Origin of the sequence: Gordonibacter urolithinfaciens (assembly GCF_900199375.1) — a bacterium.
In the GTDB taxonomy this organism is placed as follows: Bacteria; Actinomycetota; Coriobacteriia; order Coriobacteriales; family Eggerthellaceae; genus Gordonibacter; species Gordonibacter urolithinfaciens.
Genome location: NZ_LT900217.1, coordinates 2064342 through 2087603, shown reverse-complemented (window position 1 = coordinate 2087603; position 23262 = coordinate 2064342). Strand labels below are relative to the sequence as shown.

19 protein-coding genes are annotated in these 23262 nt (G+C 67.9%); 5 read left to right on the top strand and 14 right to left on the bottom strand.

What is annotated here, in order from left to right; genetic code table 11:
* The first annotated feature begins 131 nt into the window (after positions 1 to 131).
* The gene (locus BN3560_RS08940) at positions 132 to 1631 is read left to right on the top strand and encodes an FAD-dependent oxidoreductase (RefSeq protein WP_096227782.1); all 1500 of its coding nucleotides are present in this window, start codon (positions 132 to 134) and stop codon (positions 1629 to 1631) included.
* A 252-nt stretch (positions 1632 to 1883) separates the two neighbouring features.
* On the opposite strand, the gene BN3560_RS08935 is transcribed toward BN3560_RS08940, so the two are convergent.
* The 8 genes from BN3560_RS08935 to BN3560_RS08900 all read right to left on the bottom strand — a co-directional run bounded on the left by BN3560_RS08935 (position 1884) and on the right by BN3560_RS08900 (position 9065).
* Entirely contained in the window at positions 1884 to 3392 is a 1509-nt protein-coding gene (locus BN3560_RS08935; protein ID WP_096227781.1) for an FAD-dependent oxidoreductase, read from the bottom strand.
* Positions 3393 to 3539: 147 nt separating this feature from the next.
* Positions 3540 to 4358: an NAD(+) synthase gene (nadE, locus tag BN3560_RS08930; protein WP_096227780.1), complete on the bottom strand. Its 819-nt coding sequence runs from the start codon at positions 4356 to 4358 to the stop codon at positions 3540 to 3542.
* 80 nt (positions 4359 to 4438) lie between these two features.
* The gene (hypB, locus tag BN3560_RS08925) at positions 4439 to 5092 is read right to left on the bottom strand and encodes a hydrogenase nickel incorporation protein HypB (RefSeq protein ID WP_087189968.1); all 654 of its coding nucleotides are present in this window, start codon (positions 5090 to 5092) and stop codon (positions 4439 to 4441) included.
* Between the two features lie 36 nt (positions 5093 to 5128).
* Positions 5129 to 5536, bottom strand: coding sequence for a hydrogenase maturation nickel metallochaperone HypA/HybF (locus BN3560_RS08920; protein WP_096227779.1), 408 nt, complete (start codon positions 5534 to 5536; stop codon positions 5129 to 5131).
* Between the two features lie 59 nt (positions 5537 to 5595).
* A complete protein-coding gene (tatC, locus tag BN3560_RS08915; protein ID WP_096227778.1) occupies positions 5596 to 6435 on the bottom strand; it encodes a twin-arginine translocase subunit TatC in 840 nt (279 codons plus the stop codon).
* Positions 6436 to 6438: 3 nt separating this feature from the next.
* Entirely contained in the window at positions 6439 to 7233 is a 795-nt protein-coding gene (locus tag BN3560_RS14885; protein ID WP_096227777.1) for a Sec-independent protein translocase subunit TatA/TatB, read from the bottom strand.
* 271 nt (positions 7234 to 7504) lie between these two features.
* The gene (locus BN3560_RS08905; RefSeq protein ID WP_015539463.1) at positions 7505 to 7705 is read right to left on the bottom strand and encodes a hypothetical protein; all 201 of its coding nucleotides are present in this window, start codon (positions 7703 to 7705) and stop codon (positions 7505 to 7507) included.
* Between the two features lie 4 nt (positions 7706 to 7709).
* Positions 7710 to 9065: an amidohydrolase family protein gene (locus BN3560_RS08900; RefSeq protein ID WP_096227776.1), complete on the bottom strand. Its 1356-nt coding sequence runs from the start codon at positions 9063 to 9065 to the stop codon at positions 7710 to 7712.
* A 392-nt stretch (positions 9066 to 9457) separates the two neighbouring features.
* Here BN3560_RS08900 and BN3560_RS08895 point away from each other — a divergent pair, with 392 nt between their 5' ends.
* The 3 genes from BN3560_RS08895 to BN3560_RS08885 all read left to right on the top strand — a co-directional run bounded on the left by BN3560_RS08895 (position 9458) and on the right by BN3560_RS08885 (position 14406).
* Complete coding sequence (locus tag BN3560_RS08895) at positions 9458 to 11716, top strand: TIGR04190 family B12-binding domain/radical SAM domain protein (protein ID WP_161959439.1); 2259 nt, start codon at positions 9458 to 9460, stop codon at positions 11714 to 11716.
* A 331-nt stretch (positions 11717 to 12047) separates the two neighbouring features.
* The gene (locus BN3560_RS08890) at positions 12048 to 12794 is read left to right on the top strand and encodes a class I SAM-dependent methyltransferase (RefSeq protein WP_096227774.1); all 747 of its coding nucleotides are present in this window, start codon (positions 12048 to 12050) and stop codon (positions 12792 to 12794) included.
* A gap of 190 nt (positions 12795 to 12984) precedes the next feature.
* Positions 12985 to 14406, top strand: a complete 1422-nt coding sequence (locus BN3560_RS08885) for an MFS transporter (protein WP_197702181.1) — start codon at positions 12985 to 12987, stop codon at positions 14404 to 14406.
* Between the two features lie 46 nt (positions 14407 to 14452).
* Here BN3560_RS08885 and BN3560_RS08880 read toward each other — a convergent pair whose 3' ends face one another.
* The 3 genes from BN3560_RS08880 to tsaE form a co-directional block, all read right to left on the bottom strand.
* The gene (locus BN3560_RS08880) at positions 14453 to 15118 is read right to left on the bottom strand and encodes a BRO family protein (RefSeq protein WP_227115071.1); all 666 of its coding nucleotides are present in this window, start codon (positions 15116 to 15118) and stop codon (positions 14453 to 14455) included.
* 116 nt (positions 15119 to 15234) lie between these two features.
* Entirely contained in the window at positions 15235 to 17757 is a 2523-nt protein-coding gene (gene tsaD / locus BN3560_RS08875) for a tRNA (adenosine(37)-N6)-threonylcarbamoyltransferase complex transferase subunit TsaD (protein ID WP_414842612.1), read from the bottom strand.
* The gene (tsaE, locus tag BN3560_RS08870) at positions 17745 to 18260 is read right to left on the bottom strand and encodes a tRNA (adenosine(37)-N6)-threonylcarbamoyltransferase complex ATPase subunit type 1 TsaE (RefSeq protein ID WP_172623285.1); all 516 of its coding nucleotides are present in this window, start codon (positions 18258 to 18260) and stop codon (positions 17745 to 17747) included. The genes tsaD and tsaE overlap by 13 nt, the downstream gene beginning before the upstream one ends.
* Positions 18261 to 18602: 342 nt before the next feature.
* Between tsaE and BN3560_RS08865 the strand changes: the two genes are divergently transcribed.
* A complete protein-coding gene (locus BN3560_RS08865; RefSeq protein ID WP_096227772.1) occupies positions 18603 to 19679 on the top strand; it encodes a M24 family metallopeptidase in 1077 nt (358 codons plus the stop codon).
* 109 nt (positions 19680 to 19788) lie between these two features.
* Here the strand turns inward: BN3560_RS08865 and BN3560_RS08860 are convergent, their stop codons facing one another.
* The 3 genes from BN3560_RS08860 to fdhF are packed head-to-tail and all read right to left on the bottom strand — an operon-like array spanning position 19789 to position 23260.
* Complete coding sequence (locus BN3560_RS08860; protein WP_096227771.1) at positions 19789 to 20313, bottom strand: 4Fe-4S dicluster domain-containing protein; 525 nt, start codon at positions 20311 to 20313, stop codon at positions 19789 to 19791.
* Positions 20313 to 20936 (bottom strand): 4Fe-4S dicluster domain-containing protein, encoded by a 624-nt coding sequence (locus tag BN3560_RS08855; RefSeq protein ID WP_096227770.1) that lies wholly within the window; start codon positions 20934 to 20936, stop codon positions 20313 to 20315. Before BN3560_RS08855 ends, BN3560_RS08860 begins: the two co-directional genes overlap by 1 nt.
* A complete protein-coding gene (fdhF, locus tag BN3560_RS08850; RefSeq protein WP_096227769.1) occupies positions 20933 to 23260 on the bottom strand; it encodes a formate dehydrogenase subunit alpha in 2328 nt (775 codons plus the stop codon). Before fdhF ends, BN3560_RS08855 begins: the two co-directional genes overlap by 4 nt.
* Positions 23261 to 23262 lie beyond the last annotated feature (2 nt).

Genomic DNA, 23262 nt, shown 5'->3' with positions numbered 1-23262 from the left:
GGACGGTGACGGGGGCGGCCCGCGGACCTAGAGTGGGGGCATCGTCGCGAGGACGATCGACAGGGATTCCGCCTTGCGCCCGGCAACGACCGGCGCAAGGCGGACAAGCAGAGGGAACAGGGAGGATTATTATGGAGAGCAGCATGAACCGACGCAACTTCCTCAAGGCAGCCGTGGCTTCGGGTGCCGTGCTCGTGGCTGGCGGCGCGCTGGCCGGCTGCGCGCCCAACGGCGGCGGCAAGGGCGGCAGCGCGAGCGAGGGCGACGCCGTGGTGGGCACCGCGCCCGTCAACTTCACCGAGGAGACCGACGTGCTCATCCTGGGCACGGGCATCGCCGGCATGTCGGCGGCCATGGACCCGGTGGAGGCGGGCCACAAGGTCATGCTCGTAGACAAGCTCGACCGCGTGGGCGGCGAGAGCTTCATCGCCTGCGGCGTCATGAACGTGGCGGGCTCCAAGATGCAGAAGGACGCCGGCATCGAGGGCGACCCGGAGACGAAGTGGCAGGCCTACGCTCCCATTCTGGAAAAGAAGGGCGAGACCGATGACATGGACTACAAGCACAACGTCTACGTCTATCAGACCGAATGGGCCGACCGCGTGGCATCCGACTACGGCGCGGTGTTCCAGCCCATCACCGACTACATGGACACGGGCGCGCCCACGTCCATGCTGCTGCCCGGCAACGGCATCGGCGACATGCAGGCCGTGCTCACGCCGCTGCAGAAGGGCCTGGAGGAGAAGGGCGCCACGTACAAGCTGAACCTGCGCGCTACGAACTTCATCGTGGACGGCGAGGGCACCCCCATCGGCGTGCGCTTCAACGACGAGAAGAACAACAAGCCCGTCGACATCAAGGCGCAGAAGATCATCGTGGCCACGGGCGGCTTCTCGTGCAACCAGGAGATGGTGTCCGCCTACCTGCCCAGCCAGCAGCGCCTCGGGCCGCTCACCGTGCACTCCATGGGCGAAGGCCACCAGATGTGCCGGGCGCTGGGCGGCGTGTACACGCACATGGACATGGAGGCCAACCGCATGAGCGACCTGGCCCAGGTCACGGTGTGGGGCTACTTCTCGCCACAGGTGCAGGTGACGCCGCAGGGCCGCCGCTTCATCAAGGAGGACCAGAGCCACGACTCGCCCGACAAGGCCGCCGAGCTCGAGCTGGGCTACTGGTGGACCATCTTCGACGACCAGACCATCAACGGCAGTCAGAAGTGGAACGTCGAGCTGAACATGAAAGGCAGCCCCGACCGCCTCGTGGGCCCGTGCGGCTCGCTCGACGAGCTGGCCGCGGCCATGGACGTGCCTGCCGGCACGCTCAAGGAGACGTTCGAGAAGTACGACGCCATGGTGGCCGCCGGCGAGGACACCGAGTTCGGCAAGAAGCTGTTCCTGAAGTCGCTCGCCGCGCCCTACTATGCCATGAAGCACTTCCCCTTCCGCTATAAGACGCACGGCGGCATGAAGATCACCACGGACAGCCAGCTCACGGACAAGGACGGCAACCCCATCCCCAACGTGTACTGCTGCGGCTCCACCGTCGCCGACAGCGGCAGCGACCTCTCCCCCAACGCCGGCAGCGGCCTGGTCAGCGGCAAGGCCGTCGTCGAGGCGCTGAAGGCGTAAACGAGGCGACCCTCCACCCCTCCCCAAGCGGGGCCCCGGCCGTTCCGGCCGGGGCCCCGCCCTCTCTCTACCTGCCGACCGAACGAGGCGCCCTTGCTCGTCTTCGGCAAAGGCGAGGTCGCGACCGCGGCGGGGAGGCCTGCAGCGAGTTCCGCACGAGCCGAACAGCCCAGCGGGCTGTTCGTGCGAGCCCAGGACTGCCCGAGCCGCAGGCCTCCCCGCCGCGGTCGCGACCATCCTTCGAGCCGAAAGCTACTTCCCCGCATCCCCCTCGTCGAGCGCCTTCGCCACCGCCCGCCCCACGATCAACCCGAACGCCCCGTTCGTCGCCAACCCCCCCACGCTGCCGGCCGCCACCGAGCCGCAGGCGTACACGTTCGCGATGGCTGAGCCCGCCGCGTTCAGCAGCCGGCCGTCGGCATCGGTGCGCACGCCGCCGCGTGTCTTGTAACGCACGGGGAACTGCTTGAGCGCGTAGTACGGCGGCTCGATCTCCTGCAGGAACGCCGTGCGGCCGAACGCATCGTCCTTGCCGGCGTCAACCGCCTCGCCGTAACCGTCGAACACCGCCTTGAGCGCTTCGGGCGCGATGCCCAGGCCGCCCGCCAGCGCCTCCACGTCGTCGAACGGCCCTGCCAAGCGCTTGGCGTTCTTCGTCGTAACCTGCGCGATGCTGCGCGCTTGGGCGCCGCTGGACAGCTTCTTGCCGAACAGCGTCCACCAGTAGCCCCGGTCGTCGGCCACGCAGGCATCGGCGGCGGCATTCAGGTCGTCCTCGCGCGCGAAGCGACGCCCGAGCGCATCCACGATGAGCACAGGGCCGAACAGGCCCCAGGCCGCAGCCTCGGGCAGGTCGCTCGTCAGGGGCGCGGCCTTGCCCATATCGCCCAGCTGGCCTCCCAGGTGAGCGCACAGCAGCTGGCCCTCGCCCATCGAGGCGGTGGTGTAGCAACCGATACGCTCCTGGGCAGGCACGTTTGCGTGTACGAGCGGCTGGCTCGAGGCGAACCCGCCGGTGGCCATGACCACGGCGTGCGCCCGCACGTCGGTGGCGGCGTCCGTCTTCGCATCGCGCAAGCGCATGCCGCATACCGCGCCGGACGCATCCACCACGAACGCCGAGGCGCGCAAGCCAGTGACGAATGCGGCGCCCTTCGACGAGAGCCCGTCGCGCAGCGGCGTCATGATGCTCTCCATGTCGCCCAATCCGCGCTTCGGCAACAGGATACGATCCGACGCGCCCGCCTTCACGTGGTCGCCGGGGTTCTCGAACTGGGCGCCGTACTCGTCCACCAGATGGTCGACCCATTCCGGCGCGGTCACGAACAACCGCTTGGCGAAGTCGAGATCGGTGATGCCGGCATCGGCGAACTCCTGGCGGCGTGTGTCCCATGCCTGCTCGGCCGTGGTTTCGATGCCGGCCTGCTTCTGCAACGCGCTGCCGGACACGTGCATGACGCCCGTGGACGAGTAGCTCTCGCCTCCCAGCAGCTCCAGCTTCTCCGCGATCATGACCGAGCGCCCAGCCTCGAGCGGCGCCATGGCCGCTGACAGCCCGGCGATGCCGCTGCCTACCACGAGCACGTCCACGTCGGACGAGAAGCTGACGTCGGGGTTCTCGAAGACGCGCGGCCCCTCTTCCTCCGAGGCGGCGGGGGCGAGCGGCGACGGCACCGCGCCCGACGAGCAGGCAGCCAAGCCCCCGCCCGCCGCGACGACGGCACCCGCACCCACGAGTTTGAAGAATGCCCGACGTTCCATGAGGCGGCGGCTCCTTTGATGGGAATTGCAGTTCATTACCGGATGCGCCGAGTATAGTGACCGCACGGGCGGGCGCGGCAGGACGACGGAGGGTTGTCACGCAATCTTCGCAAGGAAGCCGCCAAGGAATAAAGGCGTGGCGCCCCTTTACGCGTAGAAGGCCGCGTCGGGGAACGGGGGCTCCAGCGCGCGCTTGAAGGCGGTGGCGCGCACGGTGGACAGCACGCGCTGGACGGTGGCGGCGTCGAAGCCCTCGGCAACGAGCCGGTCGGCGCCTAGGCCGCGCTCCACGTGCGCCAGCAGCAGCGCATCGAGCGTGGGATAGTCCAGCCCCAGGCTCTTCTCGTCCTCCTGGCCGGGCGAGAGCTCGGCGCTGGGCGGCTTCGCGAACACGCGCTCGGGCACGGGCGGCACCGCGCCCGCGGCCTCGGCCTGGACGTTCCGCCAGCGGGCCACAGCGTACACGTCGGTCTTGTACAGGCCGCCGAGGGGGGCGAACGCGCCGGCCGTGTCGCCGTAGAGCGTGGAGTAGCCCATCATGGCCTCGCTCTTGTTGCTCGTGTTAACCAGCATCCAGCCATGTGCGTTCGACAGCGCCATCAGGCATACCATGCGGCAGCGCGCCTGCGTGTTCTCGGCCGCCAACCCCGAGAGCTCGCCGCCGCACGCGCGCGCCAGCACGCGCTCGAACGCCTCGTACGGCTCGCAGACGGACACGACCTGCGCCTCGATGCCCAGGTTGCCCGCCAGCTCCCGCGCATCCTCCACCGAGTGCTCGCTCGAGTACGGCCCCGGCAGCAGCACGCCGTGCACGTGATCGGCGCCGAACGCATCCACGCACATCACCGCCACGATGCTGGAATCCATTCCGCCCGACAGCCCGATGACCACGTCGGAGAACCCAGCGTCGTCCGCATAGCCTTGCAGCGCCTCGACGCAGAGGCGGTACCGCTCGCTCGTTTCCATATGCCAGCCTTTCGCTCGCGCCTGCCGTTGCGGCCAGTATGGGCGCCGATTGTTTCAACACGGTTGCGGGCGCTCCCCCGTTACTGGATCTCCCGGATGCGGTCGGCAAGCCACTCGGCCCAGGCTTCCACGCCGTCGCCCTTCGTGGCGGCGATGGGGAAGATGGGAGCCTGCGGGTTCAGCTGGCGCACGGCGGACTCGAACGCCTCGCGGTCGAAGTTGAACACGGGCAGGGTGTCCACCTTGTTCAGCACCACGGCCTCGGCCACCTGGAACACGCCGGGGTACTTGAGCGGCTTGTCGTCGCCCTCGGGAACGGACAGGATCATGACCTTCGCGTTCTCACCCAGATCGAAATCCGTGGGGCACACGAGGTTGCCCACGTTCTCCACGATGATGAGGTCCAGGCGCGCGAGATCCAGCACGTCCACGGCGCGCTTGAGCATGGCGCTCTCCAGGTGGCACGCGCCGCCCGTGTTGATCTGCACGGCGGGGATGCCCTGGGCCTTGATGCGCTCGGCGTCCACATTGCTGGCGATGTCGCCCTCGATGACGGCGATGTTGAACTCGTCGCGCAGCGCGTCGATGGTGGCCAGGATGGTGGATGTCTTGCCCGATCCGGGGCTGGCCAAGAGGTCGAGCACGAACACGCGGTTCTCGGCGAACCGCGCGCGAAGCTCGGAGGCCAGCTGGTCGTTCTTGTCGAGGATGGGCTGTTTCATATCTATCTGCATGATGGCTCCTTATTGGTCGCGCCCAGCATAGCAAACTTACGCGTCGGCAGAAACGGATTCCGCGGCGGCGGCCCCTTCTTCCTCGCCGTCGGGGATATCCACCTCTATCGAGTCGATCTGCAGCTCGCGGCCGGCGACGAGCTCGGTGGCGAAGCTCCCGCATTCGGGGCACAGCATATGGAAACGGTCGTGGTCGTACTCCGCGCCGCATTCCAGGCAGCGGCTGCGTGGACGGACCATGGCGATGTCCAGCTCGGCGCCGGCGCACAGCGCGTACTCCTGCTGCTCCGAAAGCGCCTCGAAGGCGAAGCGCAGCGCGTCCTCGATGGCCTCGGTCATCTCGCCCACCGACAGGCTCACCTTGAGCACCCGGTCGGCGCCGGCCTGCCTCGCGGACGTTTGAACGGCGTCCAGGACGCCCGTCATGATGCCCAGTTCGTGCATGATGCGCTCCTTAACGAAAAGGCCCGCCGATCAAGCGGCGGGCCTGATTGTCGGCACGGTTATTTCTTCGCTGCCCTGGCCTTCTTCCTGGCCAGCATCTCCTGCTTCAGCTCCTCTTCCTCGGCCTCTTCGCGCGCGAGCTCCTCGTTCTGCTTCTTGATGCGCTTGCCCAGCACGATGCGCGAGATGAGCAGGCTGCCCTCGTACAGCACCAGCAGCGCCGCGAACATGAGCAGCATGGTGACGGGCGAGGCGTCAGGGGTGACCATAGCAGAGATGACCATGAGCGCCACGTACACGGTGCGCCACGCGCCGCGCAGTTTCTTATACGGCACGATATCGAAGATCACCAGGTAGAACACCACCAATGGCAGCTCGAAGGCGAAGCCGAAGCCTATCTCGAACTTGATGATCATATCGATGTAGGACGACATGCGCGGGGCTATCTCGCCCAGGCCGGCCGCCTGGTCGGTGAGCCATTCGAACGCCGGGTTCAGGATGACCAAATAGCAGAACACCGTTCCGAACACGAACAGGGCCACGGCCGCTCCGAATGTCGGGACGAACCATTTGCGCTCCTTCGGCTTGAGCGCCGGCAGGAAGAATGCAAGGATCTGCCAGAGGATAACCGGCGAGCAGGCCACGATGGATGCCCAGATGGATATCTTGAAGCGCGTGGCGAACGACTCGAACGGGTCGAGCGCGATCAGCGCCAGCGAGCCGTCGGCGTTCTTGGGCAGGAAATCGAAGATGGGCTGGAGCAGGAACTGGCCCATCGTGGGCGTGGCCATGTAGAACACCACCACGGCGATGGCGAGGCACGCCACGATGCGCACAAGGCGCATGCGCAGCTCGCCCAGATGGTCGAAAAGGGGCATACGTGCCGGTCCGATAGGCATGGCTTATTCCCCCTTCTCGTTCGTCGTCGTGGGCGCGGCCTTGGCGGCCTCCTCAGCCGCCTTTTTCTTAGCAGCGCGCGTCGCCGCGGCCTTCTTCGCAGCAGCCGAGCGAGCCGCCGCCTTCTCGGCCTCGGTCTTTGCGGGTTTCGCTGCGGTGGACTTCGCTGCCGAGGGCTTCTTCTCCCCCGAAGCAGCTGCGGGCTTCGTCGCGGACTTTGCGGCCGGCTTCTTCGCGACCGGCTTCGTGCCGTACAGCTCGTCGGCCGAGGGCTTCGCCTTCGGCTCGGCCACCGGTTTCGCAGCCTCGGCCTTCGCCGGGGACGTTCCGGCCGCCGCCGTCGGGGCGGGCTTGGCTTCCTCGGGCTTCGCGAACGAGCCGTCAGGCCGTGCGACGGGCTTCGCCGCCGCCGCTGCGGCAGTGCCGGCGGCGGTGGCCGTCGCGGCCGTCGTAGCCTGCTTCGCCTCTTCGGCCTTCTTGGCGGCGCGCTCCTTGTCGTACCGGGCCTTGCGCTCGGAGAAGCTCTCCTGCTTCCCGGAGGCGGCCGGCGCCTGCTTCTTTTCGTCCTTGCCGATCTCTCCCACCTTCGCCAAAGCGTCGAGCGGGTTCTTGAACGGCTCGTCGGAATTCGGGTCGTAGACTTCCGTCTTGATGACCTTGTTCATCTCCTCCTGGGCGTCCCTGAATTTCGCGATGGCCTTCCCCAGCGTCTTCGCCATGGCCGGAAGCTTGTCGGGCCCGAAGATGAGGAACCCGAACAGCAGGATGAGAAAAAGCTCAAATGGACCTATACCAAACAAAGCAAACCCCTTTGCGCGGTGTCTCTCAACGTATCAGCCGCGCCCCGCGCGGCAACGACTCATAGTATCACAAACGCGTTCGGGCAACGCATCTGCGGGCGCTCTACAGAAAAAACAAGGGGTTAGGCGGCGCGTCGTGCGCGCCGCAAGCGCGAGCCGGGTACGCGCCACGGGCCGGGCGCGTGCATTGCGGGCGCGCCGCCGGTGCTCGTCCGCGCACGGGCCGGGCGAATCACTCGAACACGGCAGGTGAGCCCCAGTAGCCAGCGTCCTACGATCCCCCGCCCATGACCATGAGGGCCATGGTGGGAATGCCCAGCGCCAGCACGAGGATCACGCAGATGACCACGGTGAATATCCGCTTCGTCTTCTCCGCGCGCCTGCGTTGCTCCTGCGCTTTCCGTTCGCGCTCCTGCGCGGCTTTGATGCGCTCGCTCTTCTGCTTCGCCGTGAGCTTCTGCTGCTTCGCCATGCTGCTACATCCTCAGTTTTCCGCGGATCTCGATGACGCGGGCGATGTTCTTCGCCACCTCCACGTCAACATGCCATTTGTTCTTCTCGTACAGCTGCACGCCGTCCACCATGGTCATGAGCACGTCGGCGCCGCTGCACGTGTTCACCACGGCCGACACGGGGTCGGTGGTGGGCGTCTGGTGCGAGCCGGACAGGTCCACGGCCACGATGTCGGCTCGCTTGCCGATGTCGAGAGAGCCTATCTTGTCGTCCAGCTTGAGCGCGCGGGCGCCGCCGATGGTGGCCATCTCCAGCATGGTGGCCGAGTCCAGGAACTGGCCCACGTTCACGGCGCGCTGCACCAGCATGCCGATGCGCATCTCGGTGAGCAGGTCGGTGGAGTCCGTGGCGGCCGGCGAGTCGGTGCCGATGCCGGTGCGCAGGCCGGAGCGCAAGAACTCGGTGAGCGGCGCCACGCCCATGCCCAGCTGCGCGTTGCAGCGCGGGCATACGGCCACGGCCACGTCGTACTCCTTGAGCTTCTTCACGTCCTCGTCGTCCACATGCACGCAGTGGATGGCCAGCACGTTGTCGGATTCGAACGCGCCCCAGTTCAGTGCATAGCGCACGGGCGTCGTGCCCGTTGGCAGCCACGGCGGGACCTCCACGTAGCCGCGCTTCTGGTCCATGGTGTGCACGGAGAACGGCGACGAGCCGTACTTGATGAAGTTGAACTCCTCGCGGTTGCCGGCCATGTGCATGGCCACGGGCACGTTCTCGCGGCGGGCGAAGTCGGACACCTTGCCGAACATGGAGGGGTGGCACACGTACATGGCCGCCGGGGCGATGCCGATGGTGATGCGGGACGAGTCGACCTCCTCGCGCCAGTGCATGATGTCGTTCTCCGCCGCGCGCATGGCGTAGTCTACGCGGCGCTTGTCCATGGCGCCCACCTCGCGGTAGATGACCGAACGCATGCCGAGTTTCTGCGTGGCCGTGCAGGCCGCACCCGTCGCGGTGATGTCGGCGACGCAGGTGATGCCGCTGGAGAGCGCCTCGAGGCCGCCCAGGATGGCCGAGTCGTACCAGTCGCCCACGTCCATCTTCGCGCTCTTCTCCAGCATGGACGTGATCCAGGTGGTGTAGGGCACGTCGTGCACGATGCCGCGCATGACGGAGTTCTCCAGGTGGGTGTGCAGGTCGACCAGGCCCGGCATGAGCGCGGCCAAGCCGTAATCGACGACCTCCTCGTCGGGGTAGCGGAGCTTCAGCATGTCGGTGGTGCCGATGTCGCAGATGCGGCCGTCGCGCACGAGCACGGCGCCGTTCTGGAACGGTTCTAAAGTGATGGGGAGAATATATTGTGCGCACAACAGCATGACGGCCCACCAATCTCTAAGAATAATCGTGTGCTGCGTATCATAGCATTGCCGGTGCGCTCTCCGGCGAAAGCACACAGGGCAATCGGCCGGGGGAAGAAGCGTGGCGGGAGGCGAAGCATACGCCCCCAGGTTGGCGCAGTAAGTCAGCGAGAAGCCCCCTCGTGCCCGAGATTCACGGGATCGCGGGATCGCGGGGTGGCGGGGTGGCGGGGTGGCGCGAGACAGGGGGACGGTTCTCTTGTCGCACGAACTCGGTGCGACAAGAGAACCGTCCCCCTGTCTCTCCCCCTGTCTCGCCCTGTCCCTGTCTCGCGCAGCGTCGAGTTGTTCCGTCGGCCGCAAGGCCGGCGGAACCTGCTATACTTCATGGCCGCATGCAAACACTAGACATGACATACATCCACGCGCCCGCCACCTACGACTTCCGCGAGCGCTCCATCATGTACGGGCCCGTGTCCGACATGGTTCCCTCCACGCCCATCTTCGAGATGTACCCGCTGGGGCTCACGACGCTCTGCGAGTACCTGGAGCGCCACGGGCTGCGCTCGCGCATCTACAACCTGGCGTCGATGATGCTGCACAAGAAGAACTTCGACGTGGAGAAGAACCTCGCGCGCCTGGACTCGCACATGTTCGGCATCGACCTGCACTGGATGCCGCACTGCCACGGCTCCATCGAGGTGGCGAAGATCCTCAAGCGGCTGCACCCGCACGTGCCGGTGTCGTTCGGCGGGTTGTCGTCGTCGATCTTCCACGAGGACCTGATCAAGTACGACTGCATCGACTACGTGTTCCGCGGCGACTCCACCGAGGAGCCCATGCGCATGCTCATCGAGCGTGTGGCGCGGGCGGCCAAGACGCACACGCCGGTGGGCGACCTGAGCGACATCCCGAACCTCACCTGGAAGGACGCCTCGGGCGCCATCCGCATCAACCCTTTGAGCTGGGTGCCCGACGACATGGATGCCATCTCGCTCGACTACGCCTACCCCATGAAGGGCGTGCTGCGCCACCACGACATGACCAGCTACCTGCCCATGAAGGGGTGGCTCTCCTACCCCGTGACGGCCAGCCTCACGTGCCGCGGCTGCGCGCGCAACTGCGCCACCTGCGGCGGCAGCGCCTACGCGTTCAAGAACCACTTCGGCCGCCGGCGCGTGGCGTGGCGCGACCCGAAACTGCTCATTCGCGACATCGAGAACGTGCAGAACCACGTGTGGGGCCCCATCTTCGTGCTGAACGACTTCCTGCAGGCCGGCGAGGCGTACACGCACGAGTTCATCACCGGACTCAAGGGCAAGGTGCACAACCCTATCGGCTTCGAGTTCTTCGGCCCGCCGCCGGGGGGCGACGAGTTCTACCAGCTGCTCGACGACAACCTGGGCAACTGGTCGGTGGAGATCTCGGCCGAGAGCCACGACGACGATGTGCGCAAGGCGTTCGGCAAGGGCCATTACACCATGGCCGAGCTGGAGGACACCATCGTCGACGCGCTCTCGCACCCTAACTGCGAGCGGTTCGACCTGTACTTCATGACGGGCATCCCCAAGCAGACGGCCGCCAGCGTGCGCGAGACCGGGGCCTACGTGCAGCACCTGTACGAGCGCGTGGGGTACGACCCGCGGCTCGTGGTGCTGACCTCGCCCATGGCGCCGTTTCTGGACGTGGGGTCCATCGCGTTCGACAACCCGGAGAAGTACGGCTACAAGCTGCGCGCCCGCACGTTCGAGGAGCACCGCGAGCGCATGATCCTGCCCTCGTGGAAGCACATCATGAACTACGAGAGCACCTATATGAGCGTGGACGAGATGGTGGACGCCACCTACGACGCGGCGCTCGACCTGAACCGCATCAAGGGCGAGCACGGCATCCTAGACGCGGGAATGGCGGCCGCCACCGACAAGCGCATCCGCGAGGCGCGCGAGCAGATGAACCGGCTGGACGACGTGCTGTACAACGGCACCGGCCGCATCGACGCGCGCCTGGGGGCCCTGAAGGCCGAGTTCGAGCGGCTGTCCGAGAACACGGTGGCCGAGAAATCGGAGTTGAACTGGGCGTTCGACGTGAAGCCCGTGCACGCGAAGCACTTGGCAAAGCTGTGGCTCACGAACGAGCCGGCGAACGCGCTGGCGAAGCTGACCGGCACATGGCGGCCCGCGCAGAGCGATTTCGACTACCCGGACCAGACCACCGGCGAGCTCTCGCCCGCCTGGAACGCCGACGGCACGCCCAACTGCACGTTCAAGGGGCTGGCCGTGGACGGCATGGGCGACGGGCGCGCGCTCGCCGACGAGGCCGGCGCGCAGGTGGCCGCGTTCGGCAGCGTGGTGGCGCCCGGGTTCTCCGAGGCGAACACGAACGAGGCCTTCGACGCTGCGAACGCGCAGCTGGAAGCCGGACGCGCCGGCACGGGCGTGGAGGCCGGGCGCTACGCCGCCATCCGCGCCGAGGCCGCGCGCACCGTGGAGCGCGACCCGCTGTTGGAGCAGATGATGGCCGAGGAGCGCGAACGCGAGCAGGCCCTGGCCCGCGGCGAGGTGGCGCGCACGGTGCCGCGCGACGCCGGTGGCCTGCAGGGGGCCGGCGGCGCGAAGGGCGCTCGCGAGGCCCGCAAGCTGGGCGAGCTGCGGGATCGCAAGGAGAAGTAGGAGAGTGCGGCTGCCTTCCCCGGCGACCGCACTTTTTTATAACCAAGTTCATCATGGACATAACGGGGGGATTTGGGGCCTCCCCGTTCGCCCGCTTCGTCACGGATTATTGCGACCTGCGGTTTCGTGCTTTCGCGTAAGCAGGACGCTCCTACAACCCGCCTCCCCCTTACCAGAGCCTTCGATTTTGTCCAGCCATTGGGTTTGCGGTGGCGTATCTGGCCGACCATCTAAGGAGAACCTGCAAGATAACGACCGACTTCTCGGAGCGTCGCGCTATACTGGGGCTTCGCCAATCGACCGACCACGTTTACCTGATGGAGCGCCACCTGTGAGCATCGACACCGCCACCGGCAAGGAAGCGCCCGCAGACCTCTCGTCCGCGCGCGTGAAGGAGATATTCTCGGCCATCGCGAAGAAGTACGAGCGGTTCAACGCCGTGTCGAGCTTCGGCGCGTACAAGGCATGGCTCGCCGGAATGATGCGCCAGGCTCCCATAGAGGCGGACGCCGACGTGCTAGACATCGCGGGCGGCACGGGCGACGTGACGTTCTCCGTAGCGCGCGCGAAGCGCCCGGCCCACATCCAGTGCACCGACCTCGTGAACGAGATGCTCGACGTGGCGCGCATGCACTACGCGGACGGCAAGGCGGGCGGCGTGCCGGTTGACTTCGAGGTGGTGGACGCACAGGACATCCCCTATGCCGACGCCAGCTACGATGCCATCACGATGGCGTACGGCATCCGCAACATGCCCGAGCGCGACCGGGCGCTCGCCGAGATGTTCCGCGTGCTCAAGCCGGGCGGCTCGCTCGTGTGCCTGGAGTTCTCCACGCCGCCGAACCGCGTGTGGCGCGCGCTGTACGGGTTCTACCTCAAGCACCTCATCCCGTTCTGGGGCGGGCTCATCACGGGCGACCGCGAGGGCTTCGTGTACCTGGCGCGCTCGATCAAGGCGTTCCCCGACCAGCAGGGCTTGGCGGCCATGATGGAGAAGGCCGGATTCGAAGATGTGACTTGGAAGAACTATACCGGCGGCATCGCCGCGGTCCACGTGGCGAGGAAGCCGGCACGATAGAGCCGACCTGCGCGGTTTTTGACCGTCCCGAGCGCAACCGGCTTGCGTGCAGAGCGGGAAATCAAGCGTTCGGTATGATGCGGAGCACGCCGAAAGGCGTAGGATGACATCATGGACTCAAAAACTGCTCATATATCCGAGGGTGCCGCCGCACTCGAGGAGCCCGACGCGTACGACGCGCTCGAAGGGATTGCCGAATTCGGCAACCCCGACGCGCTGGGCGCTGGCGGCAACCACGCCCCCCATCGGATCGCCTGGCGCAGGTGCAGCTCCCTGGAGAGCCGGGGCGCAAGACCGCCGCGGGGCGCGGAGCCGCGAGCGCCTGTGGTCGCCGCTGTTCGTGATCGTGGTGGCGGGCACGCTCTGCTGCTTCATGGTGGGCCAGGGCCTCAACTCGGGAACCTCCGTGTTCATCGCGCACATGGGCGGCAGCGCTGCTTTCGCCGGCGTGCTGGCCGCCGTGTTCTCGGCTGCGGCCGCAGCGGCGCGCATCGTGTGCGGCCCGCTCGTCGACCGCGCTGGCCGGTTGCGCGTGATGGTCGGCGGGGCGGCGCTGCTGCTGGCCGGAACATTGGTGCCTGCCGTAAGCTCCAACGACGCCGTATTCGTGGTCTGCCGCATCGTGCAGGGCGTGGGCTTCTCGGCCGCCACCACGGCCTCGGCAACCGCCGCAGCCGACGTGCTGCCCCTCTCCCGCTTGGGCGAGGGTATCGGCTACTACGGGCTGGGCCAGGCGCTCGCCATGTCCGTTGGCCCTGCGCTGGCGCTGTTCCTGGTGAACACCGACCCCGCCGCCAACCTCTACCTGGGCCTCGCCGTGATCGCCGCGCTCGGCTTGATGCTCGCCGCGCTCTGCCGCTACGAGCGCAACCCCTCGCGCCTGCCCGCCACCGCGGCATACCGGCGTCTCCACGAGGAGCACCGAGAGTTGGAGCACGGCAGCGCGCGGGGAGGCCACGCGACCGACCCGTGCGCTGCCCGCGTCGCCGATAACCGGCAGGCACGTGGCGCTGCGCCCGAGCCCTCCGCTCGCGGCCTCGGGCGCTTCTTCGAGCTGAGTGCGCTGCCAGGTGCGTTGCCGATGGTGGTGCTGAGCCCGGCGTTCGGATTCGGCATCTTCTTCGTCGGGCTGTACGGCACGTCTCTGGGCGTGGCGAACCCCGGGCTGTTCTACACGCTCTCGGCGTTGAGCATGATAGCCGTGCGCCTCAAGTCGAAGTCGTTCATGGATCGTGTGGCCCCTATCAAGATATGCACCGCCTCAACCGCCTGCGGGCTCGCCGGCTTCCTGCTGTTGTTCGTGGCCGGATCGAGCGATCTCGCCTACTACGCGGCCGGCATCCTGTACGGCGTCTGTCTCGGCGTGAGCATGCCCCTCAATCAGGCAGTGGCCGTGAAGAACACTCCCGCCGAGCGTTGGGGTGCCGCCAATGCCCTCTACCTGCTGGCGAGCGACGTCGGCATCGGCGTCAGCTCCATCGTCTGGGGCCTCGTCAACGACGCTGCCGGCTTCCCCGCCACCATCTGCTGCGTCATGGGCTGCATCCTGGCCGCCTGGGTGGTCGCCTGGTTCTCGTACCCGAGTACCAGGCGCGAGCACAAGAAAGCCTAGCAGGGCGCGCTGTGCGGAGCATGGAAGATTCGCTCCTCACAGCGCGCTACCGGCTTCTCGGCGCAGCCTCCCACAGCGTGTTCAGCACCAGCTCGAGCGTGGTCATGTTGTCGCGAAGGTTCTCCTTTTTGAGGTCTTTGAGATCCTTGTACTGGCGGGTGGTCATCCCCGACCAGGCGCGCGTTATCTCGTCGGCGAGGATAGCGTACTCCTTGCCTTTCTCGACGCCGCGCCTCTCCCACTCGTCGGTGAGCCCTTTGCGCACTTGGATGGTTTGCAGGCGCTGGTTGACCCAGTTGCGGTCGTAGCCCTTTTTGAGGTACGTTTCCAGAGCGCGGTCGAGCGTCAACTCGGGGTCGATGATCTCGTCGATGCGCTCGGAGCCCACCTGCGCGAGCCACAGCTTGAACGGCTCGGCTTTCTTGGAGGGAATGGACTGCACGATGCGCAGGATTTGCTCGGCATTCCCCGCAAGCGTCTTGCGCTTCTTCCCGCTCGACGTTGCCATTTCTATCTGGGGACAATTTGTCCCTAGGTAGCTCGCAAGCTGCTCGTCACGCTTGCGCATCTTCTTCAGATAGTCAGTTGGGTTGGCGCTCTCCGTCAACACGCCGACCACATCGACGACAGAGAAGTACCACTCCGCCTCGTCCTCGTTCCATGCCGAGCGGATTTCCTGGCTTTCAAACAGCTTTACGGAAGAATCGACCATGATTCCCTCCTTCGGTCCGGGGCGTTTTGGACAGGAGGGTGCTTGGTCGAGCACAACGCCATGCGATTTATCGATGACGCCAGTATATCATAAAACGAACCTATGTTCTATAATAATTAGTAGGGATCGTCAAGATTCGCATGGGCTTGGGCGTCGGCGTCCAGGGGGTAGAACTTCCCAGCGCGGAAGCGATCGAGGGCCACAAGGGCTATCATGCCGGCGTTGTCGCCGCAGGCGCTCAAAGGCGGCAGGGTCAGGCGCACATGCAGACGCTCGCAAAGCTCCTGGTAGGCGTCGCGCAGCACCGGGTTCGCCGCCACGCCGCCGCCGAGGCAGAACGTGCGCGCGCCCGTTTGCCGCAGCGCCATCTCCGCCTTCTTCACCTGCACGTCCACCACCGCCTGCTGGAAGCTGGCGGCAACGTCGGGCACGTGGGGCTCGCGGCCGGCGGCGCGCTCGTTGTTGATGTAGGTGACGACCGCCGTTTTGAGGCCCGAGAGCGAGAAGCGCAGGTCGCCGGAATGCATCATGGCACGAGGGAAGGCGATGGCATCCGGGTTGCCGAGCGCCGCCTGCCTCGAGATGACGGGGCCGCCGGGATACCCCAAGCCGAGTGCCTTCGCCACCTTGTCGAACGCCTCTCCCACCGCGTCGTCGATGGTGGCGCCGAGCGTTTCGTAGTCGCCCCAGCCCCGCATGTGCACGAGCATGGTGTTGCCGCCTGACACAAGCGACACCACGGCGGGCGGCTCGAAGTCCGGCGCGCCGATCTTGTTCGCGTATAAGTGGCCTTCGAGGTGGTTGACGCCGATGAACGGCTTGCCGGCACCCCAGGCCGCGCCCTTCGCGAAGGCGACGCCCACCACGAGCGCGCCCATGAGGCCGGGCGCGTAGGTGACGGCCACGGCGTCGAGGTCAGTCCATGTCAGGTGTGCGAGCCCCAGATGGTCGGCCGCCACGTCGAGGCACTCGTCGCACACGCCGCAGATGGCCTCGATGTGCTTGCGGCTGGCTATCTCGGGCACCACGCCGCCGAAGCGCGCGTGGAAGTCCACCTGCGAGGCCACGATGTCGGCCACGAGGTTGCCGTCGCCGTCCACGATGGCGGCGGCCGTCTCGTCGCAGGATGACTCGATAGCCAGGATAAGCGGGCGCGCAACAGCGGGGCAGGCAGATTCCGTGCGGGGCACCTCCTTGCGAGAGGCCTCGGCGCGGGCGGCGTCGACCTGCAGCTGCATGCCCGCCACGTCGTGCGGGGCCAGGGGCAGCGGGCCCTCCAAGATGAGGGCGTCCTCGCCGTCCGAGTAGTAGCGCGGACGCGTGCCCAGCGCATGGAAGCCGAGCGCCCCGTAGAACGCCTGCGCGCCGGCGTTGCCCGCGCGCACCTCGAGCGAGCACGTTGCCGCGCCCAGGTCGCGCGCGTCGGCCGCCACGCGGGCCAGCAGCTCGCGCGCGATGCCGCGGCGGCGCTGCGCCGGGTCGACGCCCACCTTGAGGATCTGCACCTGCCCGTCCACGACCCACCCGCCCGCATAGCCGAGCAGCTGCTCGCCATCGTAAGCCGCCCACCAGATGCGGTCGGGGCGCGGGAGCTCGTCGGCAACCAGGTGCTCGTTCCAGGCGTCGGAACCCATGACCTGCGCCTCCAACGCGGCGACAGCGGCGGCATGCGCGGCATCAAGCGGCTTGTACACGATGCCGTCGGCGGCTGGGCGGGCGTTCAGGATGGCGGTGTCGTGCATGCTCGCCCGCTGGTCGCGGCGCGGGGCCACGTCCTGCACGCCGGCGGCGAGGTTCTTCGGATCGTTCTTCGCCAAGCGGATGCGCTCGTTCTCCTCCGCATCGGACAGGCGCGTGTACACGGGGAGCGCAAAGGCAGGGTTGTGCCGGGCGGCGTCGAAGGGATCGGCCTCGCCCGCGCGCCAGGCGGCTTGCAGCGCCCGCAGCAGGCCGCGGCCCGTGGGAGCCCACAGCTCCGACGGCAGGGCCTCGCCCGCCGGTGCGAACAGGTCGGCGTACTTCGCCAGCGCGTCGCCGGTGACGGCCGCGTGGGGCGTTTCAGTCGCATGCGCGACCAGCTCGGCAGCCGCAGCCTCGGCCTTCACCACACGGTCGGCCCCAAGGCGGCAGGCGTCCTCGTCCGTCAGCTGGTAGCGGACGGGATACACCTCCTTGCGCATGGCGTCGGCCACCACGGCCAGCGGGCCGCGCACGCCCGCCGCCTGCGCGTTCCACGCCACGGCATCGAGCGACGACACGCCCACGAGCCCCACGCCCAGCGCCGACGCGACGCCCTTGGCCGTGGCCATGGCAATGCGCACGCCGGTGAACGACCCCGGCCCGCGGCCGACGACAATGCATACCAGCTCTCCGCGCGCCACGCCCTGCTCGGCCAGCAGCGCGTCGATGCGCGGAAGCAGCTGGGTGTTCGAGGCGCGATGCGCCGACGCCTCGGCGGAAGCGACGACCTCCACCTCGAGGCTTTCCGCGTGCAGCACGCCCAAGCCGATGGCGATGACCTCGTTGGCCGTGTCGAACGCAAGCGCGTAGCGTGGCCGTGCGCCTGCTGGGGCACCGTGCGCCGCGCCGGCCTCCGCCGCACGCGCAGCCGGGAACTCTCGATCGCTCACCCGCAGCACCCCGCTGCCTTCATCAGGCGCGATTTCGAGTCCTTCGCCCATACGAACAGCAGCTGCCGCGCACGGTCGCCGAACGACTGCGCGCGCACGTCGCGGTTTCCGTCAGCGTCGACGGTGACCGCTATCTCCAGGTAGCCGTACGGCAGGGCCGAGGGGAACTTCTCGCCCCATTCGACGAACGAGGTGCCGTCGCCGTCGATCGTCTCGAAATAGCCGATGTCCTCCAGCTCGTCGGGATCTTCCAGCCTATACAGGTCGAAGTGGTACAGCGGGAGCCGGCCTCCCGGATACTGCAGCAGGATGTTGAACGTGGGGCTGGTCACCTGGTCGCGCACGCCAAGTGCAGCGGCGACCCCCTGCACGAACTGGGTCTTGCCCGCACCCAGGTCGCCCGAGAGCACGATGACGTCGCCCGCGTGCAGATAGGGCGCAAGCGTGGAGGCCAGCTGCTTCGTCGCCTCCGTGGAGGTGGTCTTGCGTATGTAGGTCAGTCCGTTAGCCATGGTGCGTATGATACGCCAACACGACCGCCCAGGCCACGACGGCGGCGGGGAATCGGGAATCTTCCATGGTGCGGCATTGGCACGCGCGGCGCAGGCGAAGGCGAGCGAAGAGGACGTACGGCGCGGCCGCCAACACACGGGAGGGCGAAGGCCATGTGCCCGCCGGCGTACGGAACGCGAGACGCCTGCGGCCGCTGGCGCGCGGGCTGCCGCCGAACGGGCGCCGCGGCAGAATTCTCATCGCGACGCATCGCTTTTGCCCTATCATCGCCTTGAACGCAAAACACCCGCCCCCCGCCCGCACGGCGGCGGCACGGCGCGACACGAAGGAGGCAACCAGCCATGTACGAAGCGCGTATCGAAACCGTCATGCAGAACCTTGCCCGGCGCGGGCTCTCGCAGATGCTCGTCTGCGACCCGCGGTCCATCCAGTACCTGACCGGCGCATACCTTGAGCCGGGCGAGCGCTTTCTGGGCCTGGTTCTGGCCGAAGGCGGCGCGCCGACGCTCGTCTATAACGAGATGTTCGCCGTGCCGAGCGACCTCTCTTGCGCCACGCTCACGTTCAACGACACGGAGGACCCCCTTGCGCTGGCCGCCGGGCTGCTCGGCCCGTCCCGCCCGCTGGGCTGCGACAAGAACCTTGCGGCGCGCTTCCTCATCCCGCTCATGGAGCGCGGGGCGGCAAGCGCCTTCGTGCTGGCCTCCGACGTGGTGGACGACGCGCGCGCCCACAAGAGCGCCGAGGAGCGCGACCTCATGCGCGACGCCTCGCACACGAACGACGCCGCCATGGCACGCTTCAAGAAGCTGGTGCGCGAAGGCGCGACCGAGGCCGAAGTGGCCGGGCAGCTGGAGGGCATCTACCGCGAGCTGGGCGCGCAGGGCCACTCGTTCGCGCCCATCGTCAGCTTCGGCGCAAACGCCGCCGATCCGCATCACGAGCCCGACGGCACGCCCTTGACCGCCGGCGATGTGGTGTTGTTCGACGTGGGCTGCCGTCAGGGCGAGTACTGCGCCGACATGACGCGCACGTTCTTCTTCGGCGAGCCCACCGACAAGCAGCGCGAGGTGTACGAGACGGTGCGGCGGGCCAACGAGGCCGCCCAGCGCGTTGTCGCCCCCGGCGTGCGCTTCTGCGACATCGACCGCGCCGCCCGCGAAGTCATCGAGGAGGCGGGCTACGGCCCCTTCTTCACTCATCGCCTGGGACATCAGATCGGCCTGGACGTGCATGAGCCGGGCGACGTTTCGTCGGTTCACGAGGCCCCGGTGGAGGTGGGCATGTGCTTTTCCATCGAACCCGGCATATACCTGCCCGGCGAGTTCGGCGTGCGCATCGAGGACCTGGTCATCGTAACCGAGGACGGCTGCGAGGTGCTCAACGGCTACCCCCACGAGCTGGAGGTACTGGGGTAACAGGCCCACGTGTTAGCGCGGGAGACCCGGCGCGCCTATTCGCCCCCCGTCGTTCGACCGGCGGCTCGCAGCTGCCTCGCCGGTCGAACGACACATCAAGAAGCTCGACCTACAGGCGCCGCTTCATCCCCGCGCGGCGGGCGGCGGCTTTGGCGTCATGCGTGCGCTTGCAGTCGGGGCAGGTGGCCATGAGCGCGCGGGCGCGGGCGGCGTCGGCGTGCTCCTCCTGCTCGAGCAGGGCGTTCGCGAACGCTATCTCCTTGTTCGTGGCGTAGTAGCGCCCGCACGATTCGCACTCCGCCAGCGTGAACAGGCAGCGCTTGGGCAGCTCGGGCTCGTCGGCGAAGTCGGCCCCCTCGATGACGTCCATGGCCCCGGTGGGACACGCAGGCACGCAGCGGCCGCACTGCGTGCAGTCGAACAGGTCGAGCGTCCACACCAGCAGGCCCTCGTCCTCGTCGATGAAGATGCGGATGGCGTTCGCGTCGCAGGCCGCCGCGCAGGCGGCGCATGCGATGCAGGCGGAGAAGTCGTGGCGCGGCTTGCCCTCCACCACGCTCGAGGCGCGCCGAACCCCCGTCGCGCGGTCGCGGCTCGAGATGGGGTTCGACGTGCGGGGCTTCACGTTCGCCATCAGCGATCGACCTCCTCGAGCAGATCGAACATTCCCGCGAACGCATCGTCGGGAAGCCCGCCGCGCAGGGCTGCTTCAGCCCGCTCGACGGCCTCGATGCGGCGGTTCTTCCCCAGCGCCTCGAGCATCTCCTCGTCTACGAGCGCGAGCGCCTTCGTGGGGCAGGCCTCCACGCAGCGCGGCCCGTCGGGCGACTTCGCGCACAGGTCGCACACCACCACGCTCGTGTACGCGCCCGTCTCCTTCTGGCGCAGCAGCCCCGCCGAGCGCGCCGACGACGCGCGGCTGTACGGCGCGGCCTTCACGTGCGCGGTGGAGGGAGCCGAGGGGTAGACGGCCCCGAACGGGCACGCGAGCGCGCACAGCAGGCAGCCCGTGCAGCGGCCCTCGTCAACTTGCAGGCGGTCGCGCTCCTGGTAGATGGCCCCTTCCGGGCACACCGCCAGGCAGGGCGCGCCCTCGCACTGGTGGCACGTCACCGCGGCCGACACCTCGCGGGTCTTCACGAGCGAGAGGCGCGACGCCGGGCGCAGCGCGCGCTTGCGGTGCGCCTCGCTGCACGTCACGCGGCACGCGCCGCAGCCGATGCAGCGCGCGGGGTCGGACACGACGAAGCGGTTCATACGAGCGTCTCCTCCTCGCCGTTCGCGTAGAGCGCCCGGCCCGCCACCTCGGCCTCGTGGGGGGCGAAGGCGGCGGCGGGGGTTGGAGCTTCGTCGGAAGGCTCGGACGCAGCCGCGGCGGGCTCGGCGGCCGCCTCCGGCTCCGGCTCCGGAGGGTTCTGGCGGTCGGCCTCGGCGGCCAGCTCGGCTTTGAGGGAGGCGTAGCGCTCCACCAGGTGATCCTCCGCCCAGCGTTGGTCGGCGATCGCCTCCACCTCGCAGGCGCTGTACTTGTCCTCGGGCGTGCCCGACTCGCCGTCCACCGCGTGCAGCGTAAGCTCGTTGCACTTGCCGATCCACCACTGGTAGGTCATGTACACCGCGCCCTCGTTCACGCGCTCGTCCACCGCGGCGCGCGCGAGCACCTTGCCGCGGCGCGAGCGCACCCACACCAGCTGCTCCTCCTCGATGCCGCGCGCGTCGGCGTCGGCCGGACTCATGCTCACGTAGCCGGGCTCGTCGGCCAGCGCGGCCAGCGCCTTGCAGTTGCCGGTCATCGAGCGGCACGAGTAGTGCCCCACCTCGCGCACCGTGCACAGCACGAGCGGCCAGGCGTCGTCGGGCTTCTCGGTGGGAGGACGCCAGTGCGCCGCCACCAGGCGCCCCTTGCCGTTTGGCGTGGTGAACGCGCCGCCGGCGTAGAGCTCCGGCGTGCCGTGGTTGTCGGGGTCGTCGGCCGCCTCGGCGCGGATGGGCCACTGCGCGTATCCCGTGCCCGCCATCTTCTCGTAGGTGGCCCCGGCGAACTGCGGGCAGAGGCTGCGCACCTCGTCCCAGATCTCGCGCGTGCTCTCATAGCGCATCGGATAACCCATGCGGGTGGAGAGGTCGGCGAAGATCTCCCAGTCGTGGCGGCACTCGCCCTTCGGCGGCAGCGCGGCCGTCGTCAGCTGGAACGAGCGGTCCGACGCGGTGTACACGGCGTCGTGCTCGGCCCACGACGTGGCGGGCAGCACCACGTCGGCCAGCGCCGTGGTCTGCGTCATGAAGATGTCCTGGCTGATGAGGAGGTCGAGGTTCTCCATTGTGCGCCGCATCTGCGCCGTGTCGGGCTCGGTTTGCAGCGGGTCCTCGCCGAAGTTGTAGAACGCGCGGATCTTGCCCTCCTCCACCTCGTGCGGCAGGTCGGTGAGCTTCCAGCCGGGCTTGAGCGACAGACGCTCCTCGGGAACGCCCCAGGCGGCGGCGAACTTCGCGCGCGCGGCCGGGTCGTCCACGCGCTGGTAGCCGGGGTAGAGGCTCGGCCACATGCCCATGTCGCACGAGCCCTGCACGTTGTTCTGCCCGCGCACGGGCGCGAGGCCGCTTCGGGGCTTGCCGATGTGGCCCGTGATGAGCGCGAGCGCGGCGATGGCGCGCACCGTCTGCACGCCCTGCGCGTGCTGGGTCACGCCCATGCCCCAGCCCACGATGGCCGTCTCGGCCGTTGCGTAGCGGCGCGCGGCCTGGCGGATGAGCTCGGCGGGGAGGCCGCACACGTCCTCCACGTCCTCGGGCGCGTAGTCCTGCACGATCTCCCACCAGTCGTCGAAGCCCTCGGTGTGCTCGTCGATGAAGTCGAAGTCGGCCAGCTCCTCGTCGACGATGGTGTACGCGAGCGCGTTCACGAAGGCGAGGTTCGAGCCGTTCGCGAGCGGCAGGTAGAGGTCGGCGATGCGGGCGCTCTCGATGACGCGCGGGTCACACACGATGAGCTCGGCGCCGCGCTCCTTCGCCTTCACGATGCGGCGCGCCACGATGGGATGGCTCGCCGCCGGGTTGTAGCCGATGAGCAGGATGCAGTCCGCCTCCTCGAGCGTGGGGATGCTCACGCTCATCGCGCCCGAGCCCACGCACTCCATGAGGCCGATGACGCTGGCCGCGTGGCAGGTGCGCGCGCAGTTGTCGATGTTGTTGGTGCCGAGGCACGCCCGCGTGAACTTCTGCATGACGAAGTTGGCCTCGTTGCCGGCCCCGCGAGACGACCCCGTGAGCATGACGGCCTCGGGACCGCTCTCCTCGATGATGGCGCGCAGGCGGCTGGCCGTGAAATCGAGCGCCTCGTCCCAGGTCACGCGCTCAAGCGGCGCGCCCTTCCGCCGGCGGATCATCGGGTGGTAGATGCGCGGCGTGAGGATGCGCGTGTCGTTGACGAAGTCGTAGCCGTAGAGGCCCTTGAGGCACAGCTCGCCCTCGTTCGTGATGCCGTCCAGTCCCTCCGCGTCGATGACCCGGCCGTTCTCCACCGCCAGATTCATCTTGCAACCCGCGCCGCAGTACGGGCACACCGCCATATGCTTCTCCATGA

What these genes read in the sequence shown, in the direction of transcription:
- BN3560_RS08940 (WP_096227782.1), top strand. Translation starts at nt 132, where the DNA reads ATGGAGAGCAGCATGAACCGACGCAACTTCCTCAAGGCAGCCGTGGCT.
- BN3560_RS08935 (WP_096227781.1), bottom strand. Translation starts at nt 3,392, where the DNA reads ATGGAACGTCGGGCATTCTTCAAACTCGTGGGTGCGGGTGCCGTCGTC.
- nadE (WP_096227780.1), bottom strand. Translation starts at nt 4,358, where the DNA reads ATGGAAACGAGCGAGCGGTACCGCCTCTGCGTCGAGGCGCTGCAAGGC.
- hypB (WP_087189968.1), bottom strand. Translation starts at nt 5,092, where the DNA reads ATGCAGATAGATATGAAACAGCCCATCCTCGACAAGAACGACCAGCTG.
- BN3560_RS08920 (WP_096227779.1), bottom strand. Translation starts at nt 5,536, where the DNA reads ATGCACGAACTGGGCATCATGACGGGCGTCCTGGACGCCGTTCAAACG.
- tatC (WP_096227778.1), bottom strand. Translation starts at nt 6,435, where the DNA reads ATGCCTATCGGACCGGCACGTATGCCCCTTTTCGACCATCTGGGCGAG.
- BN3560_RS08905 (WP_015539463.1), bottom strand. Translation starts at nt 7,705, where the DNA reads ATGGCGAAGCAGCAGAAGCTCACGGCGAAGCAGAAGAGCGAGCGCATC.
- BN3560_RS08900 (WP_096227776.1), bottom strand. Translation starts at nt 9,065, where the DNA reads ATGCTGTTGTGCGCACAATATATTCTCCCCATCACTTTAGAACCGTTC.
- BN3560_RS08895 (WP_161959439.1), top strand. Translation starts at nt 9,458, where the DNA reads ATGACATACATCCACGCGCCCGCCACCTACGACTTCCGCGAGCGCTCC.
- BN3560_RS08880 (WP_227115071.1), bottom strand. Translation starts at nt 15,118, where the DNA reads ATGGTCGATTCTTCCGTAAAGCTGTTTGAAAGCCAGGAAATCCGCTCG.
- tsaE (WP_172623285.1), bottom strand. Translation starts at nt 18,260, where the DNA reads ATGGCTAACGGACTGACCTACATACGCAAGACCACCTCCACGGAGGCG.
- BN3560_RS08865 (WP_096227772.1), top strand. Translation starts at nt 18,603, where the DNA reads ATGTACGAAGCGCGTATCGAAACCGTCATGCAGAACCTTGCCCGGCGC.
- BN3560_RS08860 (WP_096227771.1), bottom strand. Translation starts at nt 20,313, where the DNA reads ATGGCGAACGTGAAGCCCCGCACGTCGAACCCCATCTCGAGCCGCGAC.
- BN3560_RS08855 (WP_096227770.1), bottom strand. Translation starts at nt 20,936, where the DNA reads ATGAACCGCTTCGTCGTGTCCGACCCCGCGCGCTGCATCGGCTGCGGC.
- fdhF (WP_096227769.1), bottom strand. Translation starts at nt 23,260, where the DNA reads ATGGAGAAGCATATGGCGGTGTGCCCGTACTGCGGCGCGGGTTGCAAG.